Raw genomic sequence first — 23,950 nt, 5'->3', positions numbered from 1 at the left:
GGCAAGAAAAGAAGGAGCCCGATTGAACTAGAGACTCCGTCCTAACTTTCCTAATAGGAAGACTATTTTCGCTTGATTTGCTTGATCAGATAGAAGATGAAGCCTGCAACCATATAGGCCGCAAAAATGATCAAACACCATTTGATAACCACGTCCCAACCCTTGTTCACATTTAAAAAGAAATAAGGGAAGGGATTGTCCTTGGAATTCGGAATATTGAGTTTTAAGACCAAGCCATTAAACAAGGCAAAAATCATATAAACCAAGGGCAAGATGGTCCACAAGACTGGATCCCAGATCTTGTATTGACCCCGTTTATCAAAGAAGAGGGTGTCGGCTAAAAACCAGAGTGGAACGATATAGTGGCAAAGGAAATTTTCCACACGGTAAAAGTCTGTCGCGATCGGAGCAAGCATAAAATGGTAAATCACACAGGTAATCATGATACTCATGGTAACGCCACCCTTGAGACGAAGCAAGGTCGGACTTTGCCAATTTTCACCTGAACGGCTCATCACACGGAGCAGATAGCCCGTGAAAATCGTTACCAAAAGATTGGACAACACTGTGTAGTAAAGGAGCATACCAAAGCCACCGTGCTTGGTAATTTCTAAATAAACCCCTGTAAATGCCGCTAAAAACAAGAGCACACGACTATAAAAGATAAATTTATAATTCAGTTTCATGGCTAGATTTTCTTAACAAATTCTGACTTGAGTTTCATAGCTCCAAAACCATCAATCTTACAGTCGATGTTGTGGTCACCTTCTACGATACGGATATTTTTAACACGAGTTCCTTGTTTCAAATCCTTAGGTGCACCTTTTACTTTCAAGTCCTTGATGAGGGTTACAGTATCGCCGTCAGCCAATTTATTTCCATTGGCATCGATAGCAACAACACCTTCTTCTACTTCTGCAACTTCAGCAGGATTCCATTCATAGGCACACTCTGGGCAAACCAAGAGACTTCCGTCTTCGTAGACATATTCTGAATGACATTTTGGGCAATTTGGTAAGTTGTTCATGGGTTCTCCTTATAACATTTCACTATTCTTTGAAAATCAAAATTTCTCGAACAGCAACTATTATACCGTAAAATCCTAGATTTGACAATGTTTCCTAAGGGCTAGCAAACAAAAAAGTCATGCACCTTTTTACAGTTACATGACTTTTAAAAGATGATTGATCATGGGCACTTATCAAGCACCTCATGATAAAAGGGGTAGCAACTATATCTTACAAACCAGGAGCTTGTCCAAGTTCTGCTGTAAGCATCCAAACTGTTTTCTCAAGTTCAGCCTTAGCCCCAACAAAGATATCGTTTGTAACATCATCACCTTCTTCGTCAGTTACATCCAAAGCTTTTTGGAAAAGAGCGATGAGGTAGCGATAAATTGCTAGAACACGTTCCAAGCTTTCTTCAACGTTACGGAATTCTCCTTCTTCTTCTTCGATTTCACTGTGTTGAAGGAATTCTGTCAAAGTTGAATAAGGTTTTCCACCAAGAGTAATCAAACGTTCACTGATTTCGTCAAGATAGCTATCAAGACTGTCCATGTATTCATCCATTTTTGGATGCCATACGAGGAAGCCACGACCACGCATATACCAGTGAACTTGGTGAAGGGCAATGTGAGCCACATACAAGTCCGCTACTGCTTGGTTCAATACTTCCTTTGTTTTTGCCAATGCTACTGGCGCTGTTTTAGATAATGTTGTTACGTCTTTTACTGCTTCTTTTTTCAATTCAACCATATTTCTTACCTCTTTTCATTTTTTTATAACTACTTCACAGTAGCTATAATACAAGTATACTACTACCAGAAAATGATATCAAGGAAAATGTACTATCTGAGAAAAGTTGCAATAGACTGATAATTTAAGAAAAATATACAGAATTTTTTTTAAAAAAAGACAGTCTTAAAAGACTGTCTGGAATAACCTAGATTATTTTACAAAGTCAAGCAATGCCAAGAAACTTTCAGCTTCAAGTGATGCTCCACCAACAAGGGCTCCGTCCACGTCTGGGCAAGCCATGTATGAAGCAACGTTTTCAGGTTTAACTGAACCACCGTATTGAACACGAACTTTGTCAGCAACTTCTTGACCAAAGTCAGCAGCTACAACATCACGAACAACTTTACACATTTTTTGTGCATCGTCTTGTGAAGCTGATTTACCAGTACCGATAGCCCAGATTGGCTCATAAGCGATAACGGATGCAGCAACTTGCTCAGCAGTCAATCCAGCCAAAGCAGCAGATACTTGAGCACCTACGAATTCAGCTGCTTTACCAGCTTCGTAAGTTTCAAGTGACTCACCACAACAGATGATTGGAAGCATACCGTTTGCAAAGATTGCTTTTGCTTTTTTGTTGATATCTTCGTCAGTTTCATGGAAGTAGTCACGACGTTCTGAGTGACCGATAACAACGTAGTCAGTACCGATTTCTTTCAAAACTTGTGGGCTAGTTTCACCAGTGAAAGCACCTGCATTTTCAAAGTAGCAGTTTTGAGCAGCAACTTTAAGGTTTGAACCTTTTGCAGCAGCAAGAACAGCTGTCAAATCAACTGCAGGAGCTGCGATACCTGCTTCAACAAGGTCTGATGAAGGAAGTTTTGATGCAACGGCTTCAACGAATGCTTTTGCTTCTTCTGGATTTTTGTTCATTTTCCAGTTACCAGCGATAAATGGTTTACGTGACATTTCACATACCTCTTTTTTCATTTTATTCACTATTATTCTATCATATTTATAAGGAGCTTGCAAACCTTACTCTAATTTTCAAGATTTTTCAAGCGACTAATCTTGCCACAAATTCATGGCATCGAGAAAATCAGCCGAAGCCTGAACTTGTTTGGGATTATTCGCTTCTCGCTCTGCTCGTTTGGCCTCTACTTGGGCAACAGATTGAATGCCTTCATGGCGCCAGTTTCGTAGGATTGCCTGAATATATTTCCAGTTTGGCTTGCCATTGAGAACGGCCTCTCGGAGAGCTTCCTTGATCAAATCCGCCTTAACTCCGTCTTCTTTGACAGTCTTAGAAAGGTCTTCGATTTCAAATGGTGTTAATAAGCGTCCCAATTCCTGCTGAAAAGTTTCAACCAGATCCTTCAACTGATTCTGCGGGTTTGGGACTGTTGTAGCTGGAGTTTGGCTATCTAGTAAGCTATCCAAGCGTTCAAAAGCCAAACTAGCATCAAAAATCAGCTCAATTTCACCGTTTAGTTCAATGGTTCGATATTGTAGCAAACCATTTTCAGTCAAATTCGAAATAGATTGGTTGACATCTGCTACCTCTTTGCCAATGATTTCAGCTATTTGGCTAGGCGAAACATCTCCGAGGGCTGTGGTGTTTTGTAGATAGAAAAATTGCCAGACCAGAAAATCTTCACTGGAAGGAAAGAGTTCCTTAAAATGCAAGAGCAGGGCACTTGGCAAAACCAAGTTCCCTGATTTAAAAGCGTCAAAATATGTCATAATTCCTCTTATAGATATCCAAATGCAGCCGCATCATCCTCTACCTTTCTCCAGTCAAAAGGGGTTTCTTGATAAACTGCATAGTTTACCCAATTGCTGAAAAAGAGGGCAGCTGATGAAGACCAACAGAGACACGGTGTCTCATTCACATCATCATTTTTGAAGTAATTTTCTGGAATATGAGGATTAAGTCCTGCCTCACAATCACGAAAATACTCTTTTGCTAGAGTATCACGGTCATATTCTAAATGACCAAAACTATAAATCTCACGAAGATCCCGACTGGCTAAAATAGAAACGCCGACTTGTTCTCCCTCAGAGAGGATTTCCAGATTGGTTTTTCCTAATATCTCTTCCTTATAGATTTCTGTATAACGAGAATGGGGAGCTACATAGCTATCATCAAAACCACGAAAGAGAAGATGGCCCTCTTTCAAGGTATCCTGCGGGTAAATGCCTGACAATTTCTGCTCCATCTGGTGTTTATCAACTCCATAGCGAGCATAAAGACCTGCTTGGGCACCCCAGCAGATATGAAGGGTCGAATAGACATGGGTCTTGGACCACTCAAGCACCTGACTGAATTCCTCCCAATAGTCCACTTCCTCAAATGGTAAATGCTCAATCGGAGCCCCTGTGATAATCATCCCATCAAAATACTCGTCCTTGACTTCAGGAAAAGTTTTATAAAAAGTCTCCATATGCTCTGCACGAGTCGTCTTGGAACGGTGGCTCTCCATATAGAGAAAGTCTATGTCCAATTGCAAAGGAGTATTTGCTAAATGCCGTAACAACTGGGTCTCTGTGACCACTTTTTTGGGCATTAGGTTTAAAATCAAAATTTTCAAGGGACGGATATCTTGGTGGGCCGCACGTTGATCATCCATGACAAAGATATTCTCTGTCCGTAAAATCTCAACAGCTGGCAATTTTTTATCAATTCTAATCGGCATAACCTTCTCCTAACTGTACTCTTTTAGAAATAATTGAATGTGTTTGAAGTCAAATCTCAAACACTTAGTCCTTTTATTATACTGCAAGAAGATATAGTTTTCAATTATAGTTTTTCTCTAACTAGCTATAGTTTGTTTATATAGCAGATGAAGAGAAAACAGCCCCAAGGACTGTTTTTCATTAATAATGCATAAGTACCTTGTAATCGTAATCTCCGATTTTTTCACGGCCTTTAAGCTCATCAAGTTCAATCAAGAACGCACAACCGGCTACAACTCCGCCAAGTCTTTCAATCATTTCAATGGTTGCCTTGACAGTACCACCTGTCGCCAAGAGGTCATCTACGATGAGAACGCGTTGACCTGGTTTGATGGCATCCGCGTGCATGGTCAAGGTATCAATACCGTACTCTTTTTCATAGTCAGCTGAAATGACTTCACGTGGCAATTTTCCTGGTTTACGAACAGGTGCAAAGCCAATCCCCAACTCAAAGGCAACGGGACAGCCAACAATAAATCCGCGAGCCTCTGGACCCACGATCATGTCGATTTTCTTATCAGTTGCATACTGAACGATTTCACGAACAGCATAGCTATAAGCATTGCCATCTGCCATCAATGGGCTGATATCACGGAAGGTGATGCCTTCCTTGGGATAATTTTCAATCGTTGCGATATAATCTTTTAAATTCATCTTTTTCTTTCTTTCAAAGTTTTTTACTCTCTATTATAGCATATTTTTTAAGAAAGAAAAAAAGAAAAGTTAACTTCAATAATTATCTAACGATTTGACGATTTATAACTAGCCATAGCAATAAAGCCCAATTTCTGTTTATTCTTAGCAAACATTTTATACATAGTTAAAAACTGCTTTCTATTCTCCTTTTTACAAGCATTTACGCAAATTTTCAAAGTTCCTAGCCAACCTTCGTCATAAATCATACCTGATAATTTCATTAATGTCATTTCACCAGTCAATATTTTCACATCACGATAACCTGATTCTATCATCACCTGTTCCCAACCATCTTGAGTTAAAGGACCTACATTTACATGAATTGCTTGTGACAATTCCTGTCTGACAGACTCTTTAGCTTCCTTAAGAAGCACATCATGTGTCAAAAGAAGACCTTCAGGTTTTAAAACCCTTAGATACTCCATTACACATTTTTTCTTAGCTTGATCGGCTTGCATAGTCAGCATAGCTTCATTTATAACAATATCAAAACTAGCATCTTCATAAGGAAGTTTCATTGCATTTGCTCTTTCAAATCTGATCAAATGACCAACACCTGCCGTTTCAGCAGATTTTTTAGCCACTTCTAAGGCTTGTCCATCCATATCAACAGCAGTTATCTTACAACCAAAACGCTGTGCCAACTCAATTGCTGTAGTTCCCCTATTGCACGCAACTTCTAGTATTCTCTTTTCTTTTGAAAATCCTCCTTCCGCAATTAACCAATCTGTAGCACGTTTTCCACCTGGACGTAAGCGTTTTTTTCCCAGTTTTGCTAAAAACTTATGACCTGCTTCTGACATTTGAACACCTCTATTTTTTCTTCATTATAACATAAAATTATATTGTCTGACAATTCTAATCTATTATTTGATATACTAGAATCAAAAGCATACAAACTGCCATGACTATAGCATAAATCTATTAATCACCTCTCAAGTTCGAATTCAATTGCTCACGTAGTTTACGCATATAGGTTACGGCTACATATTTGTACTTTAGAGTTGCTGGCCTCCTTATCCGCTATATACGCTTTACTATCACGTGCCTATTCGTATAGCCAAGATTTCTCTATCTCTTTCTCTGTCGATTCTTATTTCCAACGTCAGACTTAAACAGTCTATCCTAATGCCGTTCGATCAGCTACTCACAATAGTCAGGCTTGGGAATCACTTTTGGGTTTACTAGTATATGGTAGCCACAGAGGACTTACACCTCAGATGAACGGAATGCTCGTTGTACCTAAAAAACGAGCACTTTCGTACTCGTTTTTAAAAATCTGTTAATTAAAGTGAGTTTACGTCAACCTTGATACCAACACCTTGAGTAGTTGTGATTGTCAAGTTTGTTACGTAAGTTCCTTTAGCTGTAGCTGGTTTTGCTTTTTGGATTGTTTCGTTGAAAGCTTTAAAGTTTTCAACCAATTTTTCAGCTTCAAATGATACTTTACCGATGATTGCTTGAACGTTACCTGCACGGTCAGCACGGTAAGTGATTTTACCACCTTTAGACTCTTCAACTGCTTTAGCAACATCCATTGTTACAGTACCAGTTTTAGGGTTTGGCATCAAGTTACGTGGTCCAAGGACACGTCCAAGACGTCCAACAAGAGCCATCATATCAGGTGTTGCGATAACTACGTCGAAGTCCAACCAACCGTCGTTGATTTTAGCAACAAGGTCGTCTTCACCAACAAAGTCTGCACCAGCAGCTTTTGCTTCTTCAGCTTTTGCACCACGTGCAAATACAAGAACGCGAGCTGTTTTACCAGTACCGTTTGGCAATACCATTGCTCCACGGATTTGTTGGTCAGCTTTTTTAACGTCAATGTTCAAGTTGTAAGCAACTTCTACAGTTGCATCAAATTTTGCAAAGTTAGTTTCTTTTGCAAGAGCTACAGCTTCTTCTACGCTGTACGCTTTTGTGCTGTCGATTTTCTCAAGAGCAGCACGAAGTTGTTTGCTTTTTTTAGCCATTTTCTATTCTCCTTGTAAGTGGTTCAATCGATTTTCATCTCCCACGTCACTTCTCGAAATGATGAAGTCTTGCGGGTTATCTTGGGATGTTATTGATTAGTCAACAACGTTGAATCCCATAGAACGAGCAGTACCTTCGATCATACGCATTGCAGACTCAAGGTTTGCAGCGTTCAAATCTGGCATCTTAGTTTCTGCAATTTCTTGTACTTGCGCACGAGTAACTGAAGCAACTTTAGTTTTGTTAGGTGTACCTGATCCTTTTTCAACACCTGCAGCTTTTTTCAAAAGAACAGCAGCTGGTGGTGTCTTAGTGATGAAAGTAAATGATTTATCTTCGTATACTGAGATAACAACTGGAATAATCATTCCAGCTTGATCAGCTGTACGAGCGTTGAACTCTTTTGTGAATCCCATGATGTTGATACCAGCTTGACCAAGAGCAGGTCCAACCGGTGGAGCTGGTGTAGCTTTACCAGCAGGGATTTGCAATTTTACAAGTTTTTCGACTTTTTTAGCCATTTTTAAATCCTCCTTTGTGGTTTTGGCGGTAATGTAAGATTTTTACCTCCCACAAGTATGCTTTACACATACCTTTCCATTATACACTATTTATCTAAAAATGCAAGAGAAAACTTTCATTTTTAATCGACATAATCGCCGCCTTCAAAGCCATAGTACTCTTCCAAACTGAGACCACTTGCAGCAATTTCTTTGGCTTCTTTTCCAACATAGCGGAGATGCCATTCTTCTGCCATGTAGCCAGTCTCTTTTTCCTTGCCTTTGAGATAGCGGACAACAAAGCCATAGTCAGCCGCATGGTCCAAGAGCCACTGGGCTGCCTTTTCTTCAGTAACTAAATCACCATCTGTCCCAATAAGATCAAAAGCAAGACCAGTCTGGTGTTCACTGTAACCTGGTCGTGCTGAGTAGCGATCCGCCGCTTCCTTCCCGTCTTGATTGACATAGTCTTGGTAGAGCTTAGCCTGAGTTTCATAACTTCTAAAACCACTGTAGTGGTCACTGATTGGATAGCCAGCTGCTTGCATTGCTGCAATGAGTTTCAGCAACTCTGCCTTGGCTGTTGGATTTTCTCCTGGATTGTAGTCTTTTGACAAAGGATAGTGCTTATTAGCTATGACGATTTTATCGTATTTCCCTTGAATACTATAGTAGTCTCCCTTATTGACAACTTCTGCCTTTTTCTGACTAGAAGCTTGAGATTTGCTGCCTACAGTTCCTTCCGGTTGACTGCTTTGCTCCGTCTTTTGAGTATTTTCTTCAACTTTGGTTTTTTCTTGCGAACAAGCTGCAAGAGTCAATGCTAGTAAACCAGATAAAATGATATATCTTTTTTTCATTTCTTTCTTCCTCTCTCTTAGGCCAAATGCTTCTCCAATTCATGAGATAAGATTTTAATCATCTCTTCCAGCTCTGGCGATTGTACTTGGCAATCTTCTGCTGCCATTTCTTCCCAGGGCACCCACCAGACTGGGCCACGGCCATTAAGTCCGTGCCCCTTCATATCACCTGCTCTTCGCGGAAAAAGATGCCAATGAGCGTGGGCATCGCCATTTCCTAGGAGTTCAATATTCATCTTTTCAGCCTCAAATGCTTTGGCGACTGCTTCTTGGACCAAACTCATTTCCTCTAAAAAGCGAAATTTTACAGGATTCTCCATATGGTGGAGTTCTGTAACATGCTCTTTTGCTAAAAATAAGGTATAGCCCTTAAAGTATTGGTGATCCCCAATAACCACATAGCCCGTTTCTAGTTCTTTGACAAAGTAGGGATTTTCTCCAGCTTTGATGAGTTCGATTCTCTGACAGATTAAGCACATTCTAAGATACCGCCTCGCTCTTGAGATAGGCATCAACCATAAGCTCAGTCGCCACTACTGAATCAATGTGTGTTCGTTCGTAAGAGTGACTTGACTCAATACCAGCTCCAAGGAGGGCATGCTTTACTTCTGCTCCTGCAGACATAGCTGCCGAAGCATCCGAACCGTAAAATGGATAGATGTCCAGCTTAAATGGAATATCTTGCTCTTTCGCCAAAGCTACTAAGTGTTGACGGAAGTCATAGTGATAAGGACCAGAAGCATCCTTGACACAGATAGATACTGTGTACTCATCCGTCTGCTGGTCATCGCCCATAGCTCCCATATCCACAGCCAGATATTCTACTACCTCTTTTGGAATATTTGAATTGGCACCATGACCCACCTCTTCAAAGACTGAAAAGGCAAAATGTGTCGTCATCGGCAAGTCGATTCTCTCTTCTTTATAAACTCGAAGGAGATTGAGTAAAATTGCTGCGCTGACCTTGTCATCCAAGTGGCGTGACTTGATAAAACCAGTCTCTGTCACGACAGTTCGCGGGTCAAAGCTGATAAAATCACCGACCTCAATACCCAAGGCGCGCGTTTCCTTTTCATTGGTCACTTTTTCGTCCAAACGCACTTCCATATTGTCCTGAGTGCGTTCAGCAGTTCCTGCATCTTTGTAGACATGGCAAGATGTCTGGTGGATGAGGATAGTTCCAGATACCGTTTTACCTGTACTAGCTACATGAACAGTACAGTTTTCTCCCTCAATCATGTTCCAAGGAAAACCACCGATCCGGTCCAATTTGAGACGACCATCAGGCTTGACAGCACGAACAATGGCTCCAAGTGTGTCCACATGGGCAGTTACATAGCGGTGTTGTTCGTCGTTTTGACCTTTGATTGTTACATTGACACCGCCCTTGGCTGTACGAACCGGCTGGTAACCAAGCTCTTCTAAAGTATGGACTAGGTAGTCTGAAATCTCACGAGTAAAGCCCGTTGGAGATGCAATAGCGGTTAGTTCTTTGATATAGTTTATAGTCTGATTCATTTCTTCACCTCTTTCCTACCATTATATCACTTTTCTAGCTGGATCCCTTTGGAAAAGGGTCTTATCCTTCTAGTTGATTTCACTATGGATCCATGTTATAATACAAATACTTTGATTATGAAAGGAAAGTAAAGGATATGAAATCTTACTTTAAAACCTCACTTGCCCTTGCGGCTGTTTTGCTCATTCTAATAGGATGCTCTAAACAGGCATCAACACCTACCAACAGCAGTAGCAAAGAAGACAAAACAACTCAGTCAAGTGAGAGCAAACAAAGCACTGAACAATCATCTGAAAAGAAAGAAACAACTAAAACACATACCTTTGTCAACAAAAGCAATTCTGGAATCACTTCTACCTTGGTTTATACTGTAGACGGCGACAATGTTATCAAGCAATCAGCTCATAACATTGCTGATCCTGAAATCCTTGGTGCAACTCCAGAAGATGTCAAGAGTTTTATCGAAGAAAAGTACAAAGGTTATAATGGACTCAAAGGTGTTAAACAAACGATTGAAATCAAAGATGGAAAAGTTGTTCAAGATCTCGAAGTAGACTTCTCAGTTGCAAGCATTAGCGAACTTAGAAAAGCACTTCCTGAAGAATATTCTGGTATCGGCAATCGTGTCAGCTTCTCAAATTCTAAAAAAGCACTAGAAGGAATGGGATTCACTGAAGAAAGCAACTAATCTTTCATCCTTAAGAACAGACAAAAACCTGACCTTATAATGGCCACCCCATACGATATTCACCAAGCTATCTTTGGGGTATTTTCTTATATCACGAGGGAATCAATCAAAATGAAATCCTTGATCAAATGAAATGGAGATTAAGAGCTAGAAGCTAGCCAAGAAGGCAAATCCAAGCATATCTTTTTACTGTCAGTGGGATTGTTTACTAGCTTCTTCTGATTGCTTGCACCCAGCATTCGTGTTATAATACAAATACTTTGATTATGAAAGAAAAGCAATGGATATGAAATCTTACTTTAAAACATCTCTTGCTCTTATGGCTGCTCTCGTCCTTCTAATGGGATGCTCTAAACAGGCATCAGCACCTACTAGTAACAGTGCCAAGGAAGACAAAACTGCTCAGTCAAGCGAAACCAAGCAGAGCAGCCAACAATCATCTGAAAAGAAAGAGGAAACGAAAACTCACACCTTTGTTCACAACAGCAAGCCTGGTATTGAGTCTACCTTAGCTTATATCGTAAAAGGAGACGACATTCTAAAACAAACAGTTTATAATGTTTTTGATCCTACTAAACTTGATAATACAGCAGAAGGCATTAAAGAAATTGTTGAGGATACTTATAAAGGTTATGAGGGTGTCAAAGGAGTAACACAAAAAGTTGAAATCAAAGACGAAAAAGTTATTCTAAGTATGGAAGTTGACATGACTGTTGCAACTCTTGCTGACCTAAAAAAAGCAATGCCGAACGAATTTTCTGGCTTTGGAAACCGTATAAGTTATGCAGCTTCGAAGAAAATGCTTGAAGAATCTGGTTACACTGAAAAAACCAACTAAGATTAATAGAAAAAACTTGGCCAAGGCCAAGTTTTTTTATTCCATTTCAAAAACATCGCTTTCTTGCTTGTTCGGAAGGACCAAGGAAAGCAAGATCCCGATGATAGCTGGCACCAACCATGGGAGAGATGCCTTAGCAAAAGGCAAAGCATTCACAAGATTTGCTAGAAACTCAATCTTAAAGGAGCTTCCAAGAACACTTGCAACAGCGATTGCTGTGACAACTCCTATTGTTAACTGCATACCCGGTTTTGATAGAGGTACAAACTTATTAACAATCACAATCATCACAATGGCAATAGTGATTGGGTACAAGATTACCAATACTGGAATTGAGTACTTGATGATCGCATCCAGACCGAGGTTGGCAATAGCAAATCCAATCAAGGTAAAGGCAGTTGCATAGACCTTGTAGCTGATTTGTGGGAAACGTCCGTTAAAGAATTCTGCTGTAGAGACAATCAAGCCAACTGTCGTTGTGAAACAGGTTACAGTTACCATGACAGCAAGGAAGAGTTGAGCCGTTGAACCAAAGATTTCCTGAGTTGCTTGTGACAAGATATAAACACCTGGAGTTCCACCCTTCATGACTTCTGCCGGAACTGGGAAGTGATTTCCAAGGAATCCTAGACCAATATAGAGAGCACTGAAGGCAAGAGCTACAACAATACCAACAACCCAAATAGTTGAGATGTATTCTTTCTTACTTGAGAATCCAAGTTGTTTCAAGGTTTGAACAGCGATGACACTGAAGGCCACTGAGGCTAGGGCATCCAGGGTATTATAGCCTTCTAGGAAACCTGTACCAAAAGCAGATGCTTGATAGGCTTCTGAAGCTACTTGGGGACTTGTTCCACCATATTTAAAAGCACCAAGTACTACTAAGATAACGATAAGCAAAGCAAAGACTGGCGTCAAGATTCGTCCGATACGATCCAAAATCTTTGATGGATTGAGTGAAATCAGATAGGCTGCAGCAAAGTAAAGCACGGTAAAGATAATCAATCCTAGGCCTTTATTTGCTTCAGACAAGAGAGGGCTGATACCGACCTCGTAAGCTGTTGTTGCTGTACGTGGAATGGCAAAGAAGGGGCCAATCGATAGATAGAGGACTGCAAGATAAAGAGTCGCAAACCAAGGTGAGATTTTCTTAGAAATCTCGTGAATGTATCCTTTAGGGTTTAGAGTTCCAATAATAAGTGTCAAGACGGCAATACCGACACCTGAAAAGACAAAACCTGCGATGGCAGGAAGAAACTGTTCTCCAGATAGGGCACCTAGAGAAGGTGGAAAAATCAAGTTTCCCGCACCAAAAAATATTCCAAACAGGAGCAAGCCTGTTAGGGCACCTTTTTTAGCCATAAAAATCTCCTTCATATTTCTAAAATACTGACCTAGTATACCATGATTAAGACTTTGAAAAAAGCATCTCTGATTAAATATTGAATGTTTTCAATATTTTTAAAAATAAGAATTATCTAAAAATAAATTTCTCCTACCTAGTCCACACCAAGTAAGAGAAATGCAAATTTTAAAGATTTTCAAAGGCCGTCATGCCACCTTGAACATTGATGGCCTTATATCCATGCTCCTCCAAGAACTGGTAAGCACAAGCTGATCTCATCCCTGATTTACAAATGACATAATGCAACTGGTCCTTGTCCAACTCTTCCACTTCTCTCACATCTAATACAGAAAGGGATTCTTTCTGGTAAAGTTGGTAAAATTTGTCAAAAACAATTTCTTTCATCATTTCTTTTTTGATGCCTTTAACGCAAAGTTAAAAACTTATAGGTAAATCCAATCGACTCTAAAAATCGGAACAAGTCTTTGCTTTTGATAAAGATGGTCTTTTCATTAGTATTGGGATGGAAAGTCATGATATCCTCCGATACAATGTCCTTATCAAAATAAACTAGAATGTCTTTTTCATCATTATTTAACAAACCAAAAGGTGATACTGTTCCTGCTGGTAGGTTCATTTTCTCAGCCAAGGAGTCCAATGAGGCCATGCGAATCCGATTGGCTCCCACCTGAACTTTAAAGTCATCCATATCCAATCGTTTCTTGTCATCCATTATGAGCAGATAGTACTGAGTTTTCTTCCTATTGGTCAAAAACATGGACTTAGTCCGGACTCCTTCCCTTCCTTCAATATAGCTATCTGCCTGCTCTGTCGTAAATACAAGTGGGAGCTCCACCACATCAAAGGTGATTCCCAACTCTTGCAAGGTATTAGCTACTTGTTGATAAGCATCCATAGTTTTTATCCTTTATTGATGAATAATCTTTTGTACCAATGCTTTCAAATCTGGCACCACTTCTGACTCAAACCAAGTATTCTTAGCCATCCAGATTTGATTACGAGGAGAAGGGTGAACTAGAGGAAAATATTCTGGCAAATAGTCTTTGTAGTGTTTTACCCGCTCTGTTACCTTGCCACTAATTCTCTCATGTAAGTAGTAGGCTTGGGCATATTGTCCAATCAAAAGGGTCAATTCAATATTTGGACATTCCTTGAGGAGTTGTGGGTGCCATTTTTCGGCAAAGCCTTTACGAGGTGGAAGGTCACCTGATTTTCCATGTCCTGGAAAATAGAAATCCATGGGCAGAACTGCGAAATAACCTGAATTGTAAAAGGTATCTTCATCTACACCTAACCACTCACGCAGACGATTACCACTCTTATCCTTCCAATAAATCCCAGCTTCTTGTGTTTTGAATCCAGGAGCCTGACCGACAATATTGATGCGAGCTGTCTTTGGCGCTGCAAAGAGGGGCTCTATCCCCTGATCTGTATAGCTTTTGTTTTGCGAATCTGCCATGATGGCTTGTTTGATACTTTCGATTTGAGACATCTAGTTTCCCTCCAAAAAGAAGTCTAAGAATCAAATCTCAGACTTCTAAAGACTTATTTAATCAATTCATAGATAGCTTCGGCATAGATTGCTGCTGCTCGGAAGAGGTCGTCCAAGGCGATAAATTCATTGGCTTGATGCATGGTGTCAATTGAGTCTGGGAACATGGCACCGTAGGCTACACCACGCTCTAGCAAGCGACCAAAGGTACCGCCACCGATAACTTGCTCGTGACCTTTAAGCCCAGTTTGTTTTTCATAGACATTCAACAAGGTTTGCACAAGCGGATCTTCCATTGGCACATAGTGAGGTGTGTGTCCATGTTCAGACAAGCTAACAGAAGCAACTGGCAAGTTTTCAAGGATTGACTTGATTTGTTCTGGACTTGTTCCTTTTGGATAACGGAAGTTAAGGGCAATCGTATTGTCAGCACTTGCCTCGTCGAAGCGGAAGACACCCGCATTCATAGAAAGGGCACCCATCTTTTCATCCACATGAGCTACTTTCAAGTTTTTACCTTCGTGGTCGTTCAAGAGAATCTTACCAGCAATGTCAAGGTAGTCTTTGGCAGGTCCTTCAAAGGCAAACTGGCTGAGGAAGAGAGCAAGGTAAGTTGCACCGTTGACACCTGAAGCAGGCATAGCACCATGGGCTGATTTACCGATAATAGTAACCTTGTATTTGCCAGCTTCTTCTTGGATTTCTCCTCTGAGTTTGTGTTCTGCAACAAAGGCATCTAGTTTAGCTTGCAAGTCAGCCAAGTCACCTGAAACGACTGCTGTTGCTGATTCAGGTACCATGTTTTCACGCAAACCACCTGTGAAGCTGTGAAGACGGGCTGCACCTGTATTTTCACCTGCAAAGTGGAGGTATTCCGTGATGTTTCCTTTTTCACCATTGATGATTGGGAATTCAGCATCTGGTGAGAAGCCAAAATCTGGTTTTGCTAGTCCTACATGTTCAAAGTAGTAGTCCATGTCTGCCCAACCTGATTCTTCGTCTGTTCCGACAATGAAGCGAACTTTCTTAGAAGTTGGAAGCCCCAATTCTTTGATGATTTTCAAACCATAGTAACAAGCTGTTGTAGGACCCTTGTCATCTGAAGCTCCACGCGCATAAAGGCGATCGTCTTTGATAGTTGGTGTATAAGGGTCCGTGTCCCAACCGCTACCAGCTGGCACCACGTCCATGTGAGCAAAGATTCCGAGAACTTCTTCTCCTTCACCAAACTCAAAATGTCCTGCGTAGTTATCAACATTTTTCGTTGGATAGCCATCGCGGTCTGCGATTTCAAGGAATTTTTCCAAGGCTTTTACCGGCCCAGGTCCAAATGGATGCTCAGCATCGGCCTTGCTGTCATCACGTTCTGAGTTGATTTCCAAAAGGCTAAACAAGTCAGCCAAGAGGTCTTCTTTGCGTTTTTCTACTTCTGCTGTAAAATCAATTGCTGTCATTTTTTCTTCTTTCTATCTTTTCTCGATGATTTCATCTACTGGTAAGCGGTAGCTTGGTTCCAATTTCTCATCTGTATAGCCCACTGTAATCAAGAGTTCTGGACGGAAGCGGTCTTCAATTTCCAAAACTTCGTTGGCTTTTGATTTGTCAAAACCAAGAATAATATTGGAACCAATCCCCTGGTCTGTCAAAGCCAGAACCAAGTTCATAGCAACCAAACCTGCATTAAGGGCCAGGTAGTCGCTGACTTGTTGTTCACTGTAACGCGCAAACTCGGCAGGCAAATTTTTCATAAAATATTGAAGTTGTTCTTCTGAGAAATTCTTCGCACCACCGACGCGAGCAATCTTGCGGGCACGTTTAGCCAGGTCTGTGTCGGTAAACAAGGCAATGGTTACAGGCGCTGACGAAACCTGCTCAAAGTTCGAACCATAAGCCAATTTTGCCAATTCAGCATTTTTCTCACGAACCACCACAAACTTCCATGGTTGGCTATTGTGGGCACTTGGTGCCAAGGTTGCGATTTCGATAGCCGTACGAACATCTTTGGGATCCACCGGCTTATCAATAAAATGCTTAGTCGCATGACGTTTTTTATTCAATTCAAGAAATTTCATAATCGATTTCCTTTTCTAATTCTACTGCTTCCATTCTACCATATTCTGAAAGAGCTTGCAGAGATTTTTCATAGAAAGAAATTGGAACAAGGATAAGCAACCGAACGAAGCACATCATTTTAATCAAGGACCTCCTCATCCAGTTCCTACTATTTTTCAATGGCTTAAAGAAACTAGTCTACCTTGTATTCTGACTTTATAGCCTCCAAGAAATCCTTCACATCCTCTACATATCCATGCTTTTCAATTAAACTAGCTAAGAGTTCCAGATTGTGCCCCCGATAGTTGTCATCTCGACGTAGTTCTTCATACATTTCGATAAAAGGAAGCCCCTTGGACTTAGCCAATTCTAACTCTGCTTCATAATCATAGGAAACTTTTCGGAATAAAATGTTTACCAATTCTCCATCTTCCACTTCTATCACGGCATACTGGGCACGGTGATTTTTTAACGCCTCCCAATTAAAATAGGGCATGCCAATCGACCCTGGATTGATGATTTGTTGCCCTTGACTACCGTAACGAAGCAACTGCTTGTGAACATGACCATAGACTGCCACGTCAACTTCATCATCTAGGAGTTGGTCAAATTTCTCTGTATCATTCTCAACTAGCAAGTCACCGCCATAGTTCTTATTTGGCAAATTATGAGAAAGAGAAAAACGCAGTCCGTCAACTTCTCTCTTTTCTAGCATAGGTAAGCTTCGTAGCCAGACAATCGTTGCAGGATCCATTCGCTCCATCAAAAACTGGGTCATTCGCAAGAGCTGGACTTCCTGTGGGTCTTCCAAGCCATATTGCCCATCTAAAGCCTCAAGGACACAATCATCCCAATTGCCTCGAACACTTGCCGTGATAGGAAGATCCTTTAGCAGGGTGACCAAGTCATTTGCACCTGGACCAGGGAGGAAAATGTCTCCCATGAGCCAGTATTCACTGACTCCTTGTGCTTTAGCATCTGCAATCACTGCTTCTAAGGCAGTCGCATTGCCATGAATATCTGATAAAATTGCAATTTTATGATTCATTGTGTTCTCCTTCTATTTGATAATCTACTCTCTCTTCCGCCACTTGAGGTAAGGCTTCTGCCTCCTTCGGGTTCAACTTTCTCTGAACAGCTTCTGCGACTGCCCTTGGCACCCCAACTTCGACAATCTCATCCACACTGGCTTCCTTGATTTTAGTGAGAGATTTAAAATGCTTCATGAGATTCTGCTTGCGTTTAGGCCCCAGACCGTCAATCCCATCCAATTGAGATGAAAAAGAATTTTTTGAGCGCAGTTGGCGGTGGAAAGTGATAGCAAAGCGGTGCACCTCATCCTGGATGCGTTGGAGGAGGAAAAATTCCTGAGAATTGCGAGACAACTCCACCACTTCAAGTGGATCTCCGAAGAGCAGTTCATGGGTTTGGTGCTTGTCATTTTTTTGCAACCCAGCAATTGGAATATCCAAGCCCAGCTCCTCTTGGATGACCTGCTTAGCGATATTGACCTGACCTTGTCCCCCATCAATCACAATCAAATCTGGTGGGGTCAAACCGTCTCGTTGTACTCGACCATAACGTCTGCGAATAACCTCACGCATACTAGCATAGTCATCTGGACCTACAACCGTTTTTATCTTATACTTACGGTAATCCTTCTTACTCGGTTTACCGTTGACAAAGACCACCATGGCAGAAACAGGGCTAGTTCCCATGATATTGGAGTTGTCGAAGGACTCAATGCGAACCGGAGTTGGTATTTGGAGCAAGTGTCCTAGATTTTCAATAGCTCCCTGAGTCTTTTCGACAGATTTTTCTAGCAGATTGAACTTCTGCTCTAGACTAACACGGGCATTTTTGATGGCTAGATTGACCAGCTGTTTTTTCTCTCCACGCTGGGGTTTGACAATCTTGGTATCCACCAAGGCCTTGACTGCTTCTTGGTCAATATCCTGCGGAATCAATACTTCATTGGGAACTAGGTGAGATTTTTCTTGATAAAATTGTCCCACATAGGTCAAGAAGTCCTCGTCCGGATCATTGTAGTAGGGGAAGAGATTGACGTCGCGCTCGATGAGCTTGCCTTGACGAACAAAGAAAACCTGTACACACATCCAGCCCTTGTCCACATAGTAGCCAAAGACGTCCCGATTTTGGAGATCCTTAGCCATGACCCGTTGCTTGGTCCGAAGCGTTCCAATGGCCTGAATCAAATCACGGTATTCCGCCGCCCGTTCAAACTCCATACTTTTTGCTACAACTGCCATTTTCCCTTTAAGATCATCGATGATTTTGTCATCCTGCCCTTTTAAGAAGTCAGAAACCTCCTGAGCCATGAACTTGAAATAGGCCTCATCCTTCTTACAGATAGTGTGGGCCATACATTGACCGATATGGTAATAAAAACAAACCTTAGATGGTGGATTGGTACATTTCCGAAAAGGAAAAATCCGATCCAAGAGTCGCTTAATTTCATTGGCTGCCCCCACATCTGGATAAGGACCAAAATAAAGCCCTCCATCCTTTTTGACCTGACGGGTGATAATCAAACGAGGATAGCGCTCATTGGTGATTTTGATAAAGGGATAGGACTTATCATCCTTGAGCATGATATTGTACTTGGGCTGATTTTCCTTGATAAGGTTGATTTCTAGGAGAAGTGCCTCAATATTGGACTCGGTGACGATAAATTCAAAATCCACAATTTCAGACACCAGAGCCTCTGTCTTGGTATCATGACTTCCACGGAAATAGGACCGCACGCGATTGCGTAGATTTTTAGCCTTTCCTACATAGATAATGGTGCCATTTTTATCCTTGTGAATGTAGCATCCAGGACTGGTCGGCAAGAGCTCCAGTTTTGATTTGATCAAGTTATTCATAGTTCCATTATAGCAAAAAGGCCGTAACAGGACGAACAAAAAGCCCCACCGATCACTTGATGGAGAAGCTTTGATTTCTTTTAAGATTGAACCGACTTCATCTAGTCGCTACTGGTATAGAGCTCTTGAACAGCCTTCACATCCTGAGGCTGAATTCCATAGTAGGAACCTGCAGGCTGCATGACAGAAGTTTCGTTGGTATGATCCAATCCGATGGCATACCCCAGCTCGTGCTCCGCCGTGTGCACGATCCGTTCATAAGAATAACCATAGTTTGGATTGGATAGATAAAAGTGATTCAGGCGAACCGTTACAGATATAAATTGATTGGTTAACAAATTGGTTTGACTCTCGGCTTGACCTGCTACAGCGGTCGATCCATCATTCATTTCACTTGCTACAATATCTGCCTGACTAGGATCCGCAACCACCTCAAAGGTAAAGGCTCCCGTTTGATTCCAGTTTTTTATGGCTTCTGCATAGGCACCTTGGAAGGTCTCATCCATTTGAGGCTCAATATAAATGCGAGCTGAGGCCTGAGCCCACTTGCCTTCTGCATGTTGGTGACTGTCTGTCTGAGACAAGACTTCCAGCGTTCCCGTCTCCTGCCATTGATTCCAGCCACCTTGACCAATCTGGCTCATTTTTTCAACCTGATTGACCGCAGAATGAAAATCACCAGACAGATACCAAACCACTCCAAAAGCAATGAGTAGTAAAATAACCACAGTCCAAACCAGACGCCAGAAGAAACGCCAAATTCCCAAAAGAAATCGGAAAAATAATCGAATAATCCAGAACATGACGCTACACCTTTCATAAAAATAAGAACCTATCTTGAAATCACATTCTCCTTGACCAAGATAGATTCTCTATTTTACTCAATAAAACTGAAAGAAAACTAAAACTAAGATAAGCGCTCTTCCAAAACAAAGTTAATCGGTAGAGTAGCTAAAAAACGCTCCAATTGTTTTTCCCAGTAGTACCACTCGTGAGTGCCAGCACTATGACTGTAGGTTACTTCAAAACCAAGCTTTTTGAGGTTTTTCACAGCGATCTTATTGGCAGAGTAGAGATAGTCTTGCTCCCCACACCAAGCCCATAGTTTGGTCTTTTTATCGGATTTTGCAGCCATGCTTTCAAGCGAATGAGGACTAGATGTCCAGTCTTTAATCTCTCCAAAAACTCCTCGCCAGTAGGCAAGGGAGCCCAAATCCTGACTTTCAGGAGAAAATTCTTGAAAACTGAGTGCGCCAGAAAAACTAGCCGCATGAGAAAAATGATTGGTTGCGAGAGCTAGTTTGAAGGAACCATAGCCACCCATGGAGAGACCTGCAATGAAGGTCTTTTCTCGCTTGCTGGTCATATTAGGGAAGAAACGTTTCATAACCTGAGGCAACTCTTCCGCTAGAGCTGTAAAGTAGTTAAAACCATACTGGGTATCTGTGTACCAGCCATTGCTAGTATTGGGCATGATGACAATGAGATTGGTCCCGCGCAACAAGCGTTCGACATTGGTTCGCTTGAGCCAGCTATTTTGATTCCCTGACATTCCATGCAAAAGATAAAGGACAGGAATATCTGTGCAATCAGGTTCAGTCACCCGACTGCCATCTGGATAGAGTACGGTAACACCCCACTCCATATCCAAAACTTCTGAGTAATACTCGATATTCATAACTGCCATGGTTGTCTCCTTTTACTATTCTATAAGAAAAAGCCGAATTTCGACTTTTTCCGTAGATATGCTGCTTATTATTTTGCTTCCATTACGACTGGCAAGATTGCTGGACGACGTTTAGTTTGGTCAAAGAGGTACTTGGCCAAGCCATCACGGACCTTCCCTTTAAGATCAGCCCAGTCGAAATCTTCACCTTGGAGATAGTCTTCCACGATTTGGTTAATCAATTCTGAACTTTCACGGAGAATATCGCGGCTCTTCTTGAGATAAACAAATCCACGCGTATGAACTCGCGCCTTGGCGATGATTTTTTTCTCACGTCTATTTACGGTAATGGCAACGATGAAAATCCCGTCCTCTGACAAGACTTTACGGTCACGAAGGACAACATTTCCAACATCTCCGATGGCATTTCCATCAATCAAGACATCACCTGCAGAAACTCCACCAGCAGGAACAAAGTCCCCGTGTTCGTAGGACATGGTTGTTCCCTTTTTAGGGATAAAAATACGCTCTGGCAACATTCCAACTGCCATGGCAGCCTTGGCATGTGCATCCAATTCCCGGTACTCCCCTTGGATAGGGAAAAGATACTTAGGTTGCAAGAGATTGATCATCAACTGCAAATCACGCGCATTCCCATGTCCAGATACTCGCAAACTTTGGGTAATGAGTTTCACTACACCACCAGCTTGGTAGATCATATTTTCCACACGCGCCATGACAGCTTCTTTGGCGATAGATGGAGTCGTTACGATATAGACCAAGTCCCCATCTTTGATTTCCACATAACGGTGGCGTCCGATAGACATCTTACGAAGTCCATTAATAGGCTCACCCATACGACCCGTCTCAAGGATAATCAATTCATGGTCTTCAAAACGAGACATTTCTTTGGGTTTGATCAAGAGACTTTCGTTGGCTAGAGACAATTTTTTAAGGCGAATCGCAGTGCGGACGATATTTTCAACATCAAATCCAGTCAAAACAACTCGACGACCGGTATCCGCAGCTGCATCAAAGACCTGCTGAATACGAGAGAGGTTGCTGGCAACAGCCGCAACGATGATTCGACCTTCCCAGTCTGCAATGGTCTGGGTAATTTCCTCTCCAACTTCACTCTCGCTCGCCACTTGGATATTGCTGTCTGCATTAGCAGAGTCACTGAGAAGAGCCAAGACACCCTCACGACCAATCTCGGCCAAGCGACCAAAATCAGTCGCATAGGATTCACTAGCTGTCTGGTCAAACTTGAAGTCCCCTGTGTAAACAATACTCCCTTTTGGAGTTTTCAAGACGACTCCCAAACTTTCTGGGATGGAGTGAGTTGTACGGAAGAAGGAAACCTCAGTTCCTCCAAAGTCAATCTCCGTATCCTCATCAATCACATGGAAGTCATTGAATTTCTTAACAGCATCATTCCCTTTGACAAAGAGTTTTGCTAACTCGATGGTCAACTCAGAGCCAAACACAGGCACCTTAGCTTCTGCCAAAAGGTAAGGCAGGGCTCCGATGGCGTCCGCATGTCCGTGGGTCAAGAAGACTCCAGCGATACGGTCACTATTTTCAAAAAGATAGTCCATATTTGGAATAACGACGTCAACCCCAAGCTGTTCATTTTCAGGGTATTTAAGCCCCGCATCCAAAACAAAAATTGAATTGTCAATCTCAGCGATGTACATATTTTTCCCGTTTTCACGCACACCACCTAGTGTTGTTAAACTGATATTATTCATTTTTCCTCCGAAACCTTAGTTTATCTTGATTATAGGGTAGGTTCACCCTCTTATTCTAAAAGTTCTCAAACTCTCAGCCGAATCTTTTCCTACCATTATACCATTTTTTTGATTATTTTCAAAATGAAGATCGGATTTTAACCTGAGATCGTTCACTACTAAAAATCAAAGCCTTTTACCTTGTTCTCTCTTTTTAAGACTGACTATAGAAAAATTGAACGATTGAACTTTCAGACATGCCAAATTCCTAAACAACTTGATTTCAGATAGATTTCTCGAATTCTAAAATGTTTATTTTAGTTCATAACAAGAAGAATCCTTGCCTTTTTACTTCTCTTTTCAAAAAAAGTTTATACGGATTCATCACTTTTCTACATCCAAAAGTACGGAATTCCAGTCCGCCATAAAGCCTAGAAACTATTCAGCATACAACCACTAGACCTGAGATCACCAAAAGAAAGTTTCACAGAAAGAAAAAAGACTTAGAAAGTTCTAAATCTTTTTATCATCTTTAGTTTGGATAGATATAAGTAACGTTACCTAAAAATTCATGAGGATTAAAGAAGCCACGGTAATTTGCAATCTGCTTTTGACGTCTGTAGTTTGCTTCCAATACCTGGATAGAGTTTTCACTTTGAACATCTGTTACATAAGCAACGTGTCCATATTCACCACCATCCCAAACGGCGATTGCTCCTACTACTGGAACACTTCCTGTCTTATAACCTTGAGCGCTCGCGTAGATTGCCCACGTGTTGGCATTTCCCCACCAGTTGCTAGCCCAAGGCGCCAATTCTTTCACGCCCCATGTACACTGACCAACAGGATAAGAGTTTCCATAGTTTGTCGGAGTCTTTTCGACAACATCTTCTGTATCTGATACTTCATTGACAGTTGCGGCTGGAGCGCTGTAGGTAGAGCTAGCCTGGGCTGAACCACTCACTTGGAGAACATCTCCTGGGTGGATGGTATCAAAGATGGTTTTCCCATTCAAAGCCGCCAAGTCATAAGGATCCATACCATTGGCAGTAGCGATGGCATAAAATGAATCACCGTCTTGGACAACGTAAGAGTTCGCGTGCACAGTTTGAGCCCCAACTGTAGCTAAAAAAGCGGTAGAAGTCAAACCAAGAGTCAGTTTCGTAACTGTTTTTTTCATAACTAAATTCCCCTTATATTTTCTTG

Annotated in this window: 27 protein-coding genes; 2 read left to right on the top strand and 25 right to left on the bottom strand. The window is 41.5% G+C overall.

Going from position 1 to position 23,950, the window contains the following annotated elements:
- Window positions 1-62: 62 nt before the first annotated feature.
- The 13 genes from HMPREF8571_RS05170 to HMPREF8571_RS05110 form a co-directional block, all read right to left on the bottom strand.
- Entirely contained in the window at window positions 63-686 is a 624-nt protein-coding gene (locus HMPREF8571_RS05170; RefSeq protein WP_000775204.1) for a Pr6Pr family membrane protein, read from the bottom strand.
- A 2-nt stretch (window positions 687-688) separates the two neighbouring features.
- Window positions 689-1,027, bottom strand: a complete 339-nt coding sequence (locus tag HMPREF8571_RS05165; protein WP_001061580.1) for a zinc ribbon domain-containing protein YjdM — start codon at window positions 1,025-1,027, stop codon at window positions 689-691.
- A 211-nt stretch (window positions 1,028-1,238) separates the two neighbouring features.
- Window positions 1,239-1,757, bottom strand: coding sequence for a Dps family protein (locus HMPREF8571_RS05160; protein WP_000229895.1), 519 nt, complete (start codon window positions 1,755-1,757; stop codon window positions 1,239-1,241).
- A 192-nt stretch (window positions 1,758-1,949) separates the two neighbouring features.
- Entirely contained in the window at window positions 1,950-2,708 is a 759-nt protein-coding gene (gene tpiA, locus HMPREF8571_RS05155) for a triose-phosphate isomerase (protein WP_000087899.1), read from the bottom strand.
- A 96-nt stretch (window positions 2,709-2,804) separates the two neighbouring features.
- Window positions 2,805-3,482: a DnaD domain-containing protein gene (locus tag HMPREF8571_RS05150; protein WP_000220747.1), complete on the bottom strand. Its 678-nt coding sequence runs from the start codon at window positions 3,480-3,482 to the stop codon at window positions 2,805-2,807.
- An 8-nt stretch (window positions 3,483-3,490) separates the two neighbouring features.
- On the bottom strand, window positions 3,491-4,435 hold the full coding sequence (metA, locus tag HMPREF8571_RS05145) for a homoserine O-acetyltransferase MetA (RefSeq protein WP_001122696.1): 945 nt from the start codon (window positions 4,433-4,435) through the stop codon (window positions 3,491-3,493).
- A 181-nt stretch (window positions 4,436-4,616) separates the two neighbouring features.
- A complete protein-coding gene (locus HMPREF8571_RS05140; protein ID WP_001049316.1) occupies window positions 4,617-5,129 on the bottom strand; it encodes an adenine phosphoribosyltransferase in 513 nt (170 codons plus the stop codon).
- Window positions 5,130-5,215: 86 nt separating this feature from the next.
- Window positions 5,216-5,974, bottom strand: coding sequence for a class I SAM-dependent methyltransferase (locus HMPREF8571_RS05135; RefSeq protein ID WP_001287236.1), 759 nt, complete (start codon window positions 5,972-5,974; stop codon window positions 5,216-5,218).
- Window positions 5,975-6,457: 483 nt separating this feature from the next.
- Window positions 6,458-7,147: a 50S ribosomal protein L1 gene (gene rplA / locus HMPREF8571_RS05130; RefSeq protein WP_001085673.1), complete on the bottom strand. Its 690-nt coding sequence runs from the start codon at window positions 7,145-7,147 to the stop codon at window positions 6,458-6,460.
- A 96-nt stretch (window positions 7,148-7,243) separates the two neighbouring features.
- Window positions 7,244-7,669 carry a 50S ribosomal protein L11 gene (rplK, locus tag HMPREF8571_RS05125; RefSeq protein WP_001085804.1) on the bottom strand — a complete coding sequence of 142 codons (426 nt, stop codon included), beginning with the start codon at window positions 7,667-7,669 and terminating at the stop codon, window positions 7,244-7,246.
- 122 nt (window positions 7,670-7,791) lie between these two features.
- Window positions 7,792-8,508 carry an LD-carboxypeptidase LdcB/DacB gene (gene ldcB / locus HMPREF8571_RS05120; RefSeq protein WP_000747725.1) on the bottom strand — a complete coding sequence of 239 codons (717 nt, stop codon included), beginning with the start codon at window positions 8,506-8,508 and terminating at the stop codon, window positions 7,792-7,794.
- Between the two features lie 17 nt (window positions 8,509-8,525).
- Window positions 8,526-8,987, bottom strand: a complete 462-nt coding sequence (locus HMPREF8571_RS05115; protein WP_000335599.1) for an HIT family protein — start codon at window positions 8,985-8,987, stop codon at window positions 8,526-8,528.
- A 1-nt stretch (window position 8,988) separates the two neighbouring features.
- Window positions 8,989-10,026, bottom strand: coding sequence for a M42 family metallopeptidase (locus HMPREF8571_RS05110; protein WP_001076928.1), 1,038 nt, complete (start codon window positions 10,024-10,026; stop codon window positions 8,989-8,991).
- A gap of 137 nt (window positions 10,027-10,163) precedes the next feature.
- Here HMPREF8571_RS05110 and HMPREF8571_RS05105 point away from each other — a divergent pair, with 137 nt between their 5' ends.
- Complete coding sequence (locus HMPREF8571_RS05105; RefSeq protein WP_000844326.1) at window positions 10,164-10,715, top strand: DUF1307 domain-containing protein; 552 nt, start codon at window positions 10,164-10,166, stop codon at window positions 10,713-10,715.
- 286 nt (window positions 10,716-11,001) lie between these two features.
- The gene (locus tag HMPREF8571_RS05100) at window positions 11,002-11,553 is read left to right on the top strand and encodes a DUF1307 domain-containing protein (RefSeq protein WP_025168437.1); all 552 of its coding nucleotides are present in this window, start codon (window positions 11,002-11,004) and stop codon (window positions 11,551-11,553) included.
- Window positions 11,554-11,589: 36 nt separating this feature from the next.
- On the opposite strand, the gene brnQ is transcribed toward HMPREF8571_RS05100, so the two are convergent.
- The 12 genes from brnQ to HMPREF8571_RS05040 form a co-directional block, all read right to left on the bottom strand.
- Window positions 11,590-12,915: a branched-chain amino acid transport system II carrier protein gene (gene brnQ / locus HMPREF8571_RS05095; protein WP_001074591.1), complete on the bottom strand. Its 1,326-nt coding sequence runs from the start codon at window positions 12,913-12,915 to the stop codon at window positions 11,590-11,592.
- A 169-nt stretch (window positions 12,916-13,084) separates the two neighbouring features.
- Window positions 13,085-13,303, bottom strand: coding sequence for a rhodanese-like domain-containing protein (locus HMPREF8571_RS05090; protein ID WP_000659264.1), 219 nt, complete (start codon window positions 13,301-13,303; stop codon window positions 13,085-13,087).
- Between the two features lie 19 nt (window positions 13,304-13,322).
- The gene (locus HMPREF8571_RS05085) at window positions 13,323-13,814 is read right to left on the bottom strand and encodes a prolyl-tRNA synthetase associated domain-containing protein (RefSeq protein ID WP_000340329.1); all 492 of its coding nucleotides are present in this window, start codon (window positions 13,812-13,814) and stop codon (window positions 13,323-13,325) included.
- A 12-nt stretch (window positions 13,815-13,826) separates the two neighbouring features.
- Window positions 13,827-14,411 carry a uracil-DNA glycosylase family protein gene (locus tag HMPREF8571_RS05080; RefSeq protein ID WP_000078165.1) on the bottom strand — a complete coding sequence of 195 codons (585 nt, stop codon included), beginning with the start codon at window positions 14,409-14,411 and terminating at the stop codon, window positions 13,827-13,829.
- A gap of 53 nt (window positions 14,412-14,464) precedes the next feature.
- Window positions 14,465-15,865 (bottom strand): dipeptidase PepV, encoded by a 1,401-nt coding sequence (pepV, locus tag HMPREF8571_RS05075; RefSeq protein WP_000125033.1) that lies wholly within the window; start codon window positions 15,863-15,865, stop codon window positions 14,465-14,467.
- Window positions 15,866-15,877: 12 nt separating this feature from the next.
- Window positions 15,878-16,483, bottom strand: a complete 606-nt coding sequence (locus HMPREF8571_RS05070) for a nitroreductase family protein (protein WP_000670141.1) — start codon at window positions 16,481-16,483, stop codon at window positions 15,878-15,880.
- A 173-nt stretch (window positions 16,484-16,656) separates the two neighbouring features.
- Entirely contained in the window at window positions 16,657-17,511 is an 855-nt protein-coding gene (locus HMPREF8571_RS05065) for a metallophosphoesterase family protein (protein ID WP_001015740.1), read from the bottom strand.
- The gene (gene uvrC / locus HMPREF8571_RS05060) at window positions 17,501-19,348 is read right to left on the bottom strand and encodes an excinuclease ABC subunit UvrC (RefSeq protein WP_001061173.1); all 1,848 of its coding nucleotides are present in this window, start codon (window positions 19,346-19,348) and stop codon (window positions 17,501-17,503) included. The genes HMPREF8571_RS05065 and uvrC overlap by 11 nt, the downstream gene beginning before the upstream one ends.
- 101 nt (window positions 19,349-19,449) lie before the next feature.
- Complete coding sequence (locus tag HMPREF8571_RS05055) at window positions 19,450-20,151, bottom strand: matrixin family metalloprotease (protein ID WP_000498553.1); 702 nt, start codon at window positions 20,149-20,151, stop codon at window positions 19,450-19,452.
- A gap of 104 nt (window positions 20,152-20,255) precedes the next feature.
- Window positions 20,256-21,035, bottom strand: a complete 780-nt coding sequence (locus HMPREF8571_RS05050) for an alpha/beta hydrolase (RefSeq protein ID WP_000290052.1) — start codon at window positions 21,033-21,035, stop codon at window positions 20,256-20,258.
- A gap of 68 nt (window positions 21,036-21,103) precedes the next feature.
- The gene (locus tag HMPREF8571_RS05045; protein WP_001059985.1) at window positions 21,104-22,765 is read right to left on the bottom strand and encodes a ribonuclease J; all 1,662 of its coding nucleotides are present in this window, start codon (window positions 22,763-22,765) and stop codon (window positions 21,104-21,106) included.
- A 511-nt stretch (window positions 22,766-23,276) separates the two neighbouring features.
- Complete coding sequence (locus HMPREF8571_RS05040) at window positions 23,277-23,924, bottom strand: COG3942 and LysM peptidoglycan-binding domain-containing protein (protein WP_000754471.1); 648 nt, start codon at window positions 23,922-23,924, stop codon at window positions 23,277-23,279.
- Between the last annotated feature and the right edge of the window lie 26 nt (window positions 23,925-23,950).

The organism is Streptococcus mitis ATCC 6249 (assembly GCF_000146585.1).
Lineage (GTDB): Bacteria > Bacillota > Bacilli > Lactobacillales > Streptococcaceae > Streptococcus > Streptococcus mitis_AZ.
Note: the sequence above shows the minus strand (reverse complement) of the source record. Positions and strands in the feature narration are given on the sequence as shown.

Bases quoted from the DNA above. Each gene is read 5' to 3' on its own strand.
- HMPREF8571_RS05170 (WP_000775204.1), bottom strand. From the start codon at position 686: ATGAAACTGAATTATAAATTTATCTTTTATAGTCGTGTGCTCTTGTTT.
- HMPREF8571_RS05165 (WP_001061580.1), bottom strand. From the start codon at position 1,027: ATGAACAACTTACCAAATTGCCCAAAATGTCATTCAGAATATGTCTAC.
- HMPREF8571_RS05160 (WP_000229895.1), bottom strand. From the start codon at position 1,757: ATGGTTGAATTGAAAAAAGAAGCAGTAAAAGACGTAACAACATTATCT.
- tpiA (WP_000087899.1), bottom strand. From the start codon at position 2,708: ATGTCACGTAAACCATTTATCGCTGGTAACTGGAAAATGAACAAAAAT.
- HMPREF8571_RS05150 (WP_000220747.1), bottom strand. From the start codon at position 3,482: ATGACATATTTTGACGCTTTTAAATCAGGGAACTTGGTTTTGCCAAGT.
- metA (WP_001122696.1), bottom strand. From the start codon at position 4,435: ATGCCGATTAGAATTGATAAAAAATTGCCAGCTGTTGAGATTTTACGG.
- HMPREF8571_RS05140 (WP_001049316.1), bottom strand. From the start codon at position 5,129: ATGAATTTAAAAGATTATATCGCAACGATTGAAAATTATCCCAAGGAA.
- HMPREF8571_RS05135 (WP_001287236.1), bottom strand. From the start codon at position 5,974: ATGTCAGAAGCAGGTCATAAGTTTTTAGCAAAACTGGGAAAAAAACGC.
- rplA (WP_001085673.1), bottom strand. From the start codon at position 7,147: ATGGCTAAAAAAAGCAAACAACTTCGTGCTGCTCTTGAGAAAATCGAC.
- rplK (WP_001085804.1), bottom strand. From the start codon at position 7,669: ATGGCTAAAAAAGTCGAAAAACTTGTAAAATTGCAAATCCCTGCTGGT.
- ldcB (WP_000747725.1), bottom strand. From the start codon at position 8,508: ATGAAAAAAAGATATATCATTTTATCTGGTTTACTAGCATTGACTCTT.
- HMPREF8571_RS05115 (WP_000335599.1), bottom strand. From the start codon at position 8,987: ATGTGCTTAATCTGTCAGAGAATCGAACTCATCAAAGCTGGAGAAAAT.
- HMPREF8571_RS05110 (WP_001076928.1), bottom strand. From the start codon at position 10,026: ATGAATCAGACTATAAACTATATCAAAGAACTAACCGCTATTGCATCT.
- HMPREF8571_RS05105 (WP_000844326.1), top strand. From the start codon at position 10,164: ATGAAATCTTACTTTAAAACCTCACTTGCCCTTGCGGCTGTTTTGCTC.
- HMPREF8571_RS05100 (WP_025168437.1), top strand. From the start codon at position 11,002: ATGAAATCTTACTTTAAAACATCTCTTGCTCTTATGGCTGCTCTCGTC.
- brnQ (WP_001074591.1), bottom strand. From the start codon at position 12,915: ATGGCTAAAAAAGGTGCCCTAACAGGCTTGCTCCTGTTTGGAATATTT.
- HMPREF8571_RS05090 (WP_000659264.1), bottom strand. From the start codon at position 13,303: ATGAAAGAAATTGTTTTTGACAAATTTTACCAACTTTACCAGAAAGAA.
- HMPREF8571_RS05085 (WP_000340329.1), bottom strand. From the start codon at position 13,814: ATGGATGCTTATCAACAAGTAGCTAATACCTTGCAAGAGTTGGGAATC.
- HMPREF8571_RS05080 (WP_000078165.1), bottom strand. From the start codon at position 14,411: ATGTCTCAAATCGAAAGTATCAAACAAGCCATCATGGCAGATTCGCAA.
- pepV (WP_000125033.1), bottom strand. From the start codon at position 15,865: ATGACAGCAATTGATTTTACAGCAGAAGTAGAAAAACGCAAAGAAGAC.
- HMPREF8571_RS05070 (WP_000670141.1), bottom strand. From the start codon at position 16,483: ATGAAATTTCTTGAATTGAATAAAAAACGTCATGCGACTAAGCATTTT.
- HMPREF8571_RS05065 (WP_001015740.1), bottom strand. From the start codon at position 17,511: ATGAATCATAAAATTGCAATTTTATCAGATATTCATGGCAATGCGACT.
- uvrC (WP_001061173.1), bottom strand. From the start codon at position 19,348: ATGAATAACTTGATCAAATCAAAACTGGAGCTCTTGCCGACCAGTCCT.
- HMPREF8571_RS05055 (WP_000498553.1), bottom strand. From the start codon at position 20,151: ATGTTCTGGATTATTCGATTATTTTTCCGATTTCTTTTGGGAATTTGG.
- HMPREF8571_RS05050 (WP_000290052.1), bottom strand. From the start codon at position 21,035: ATGGCAGTTATGAATATCGAGTATTACTCAGAAGTTTTGGATATGGAG.
- HMPREF8571_RS05045 (WP_001059985.1), bottom strand. From the start codon at position 22,765: ATGAATAATATCAGTTTAACAACACTAGGTGGTGTGCGTGAAAACGGG.
- HMPREF8571_RS05040 (WP_000754471.1), bottom strand. From the start codon at position 23,924: ATGAAAAAAACAGTTACGAAACTGACTCTTGGTTTGACTTCTACCGCT.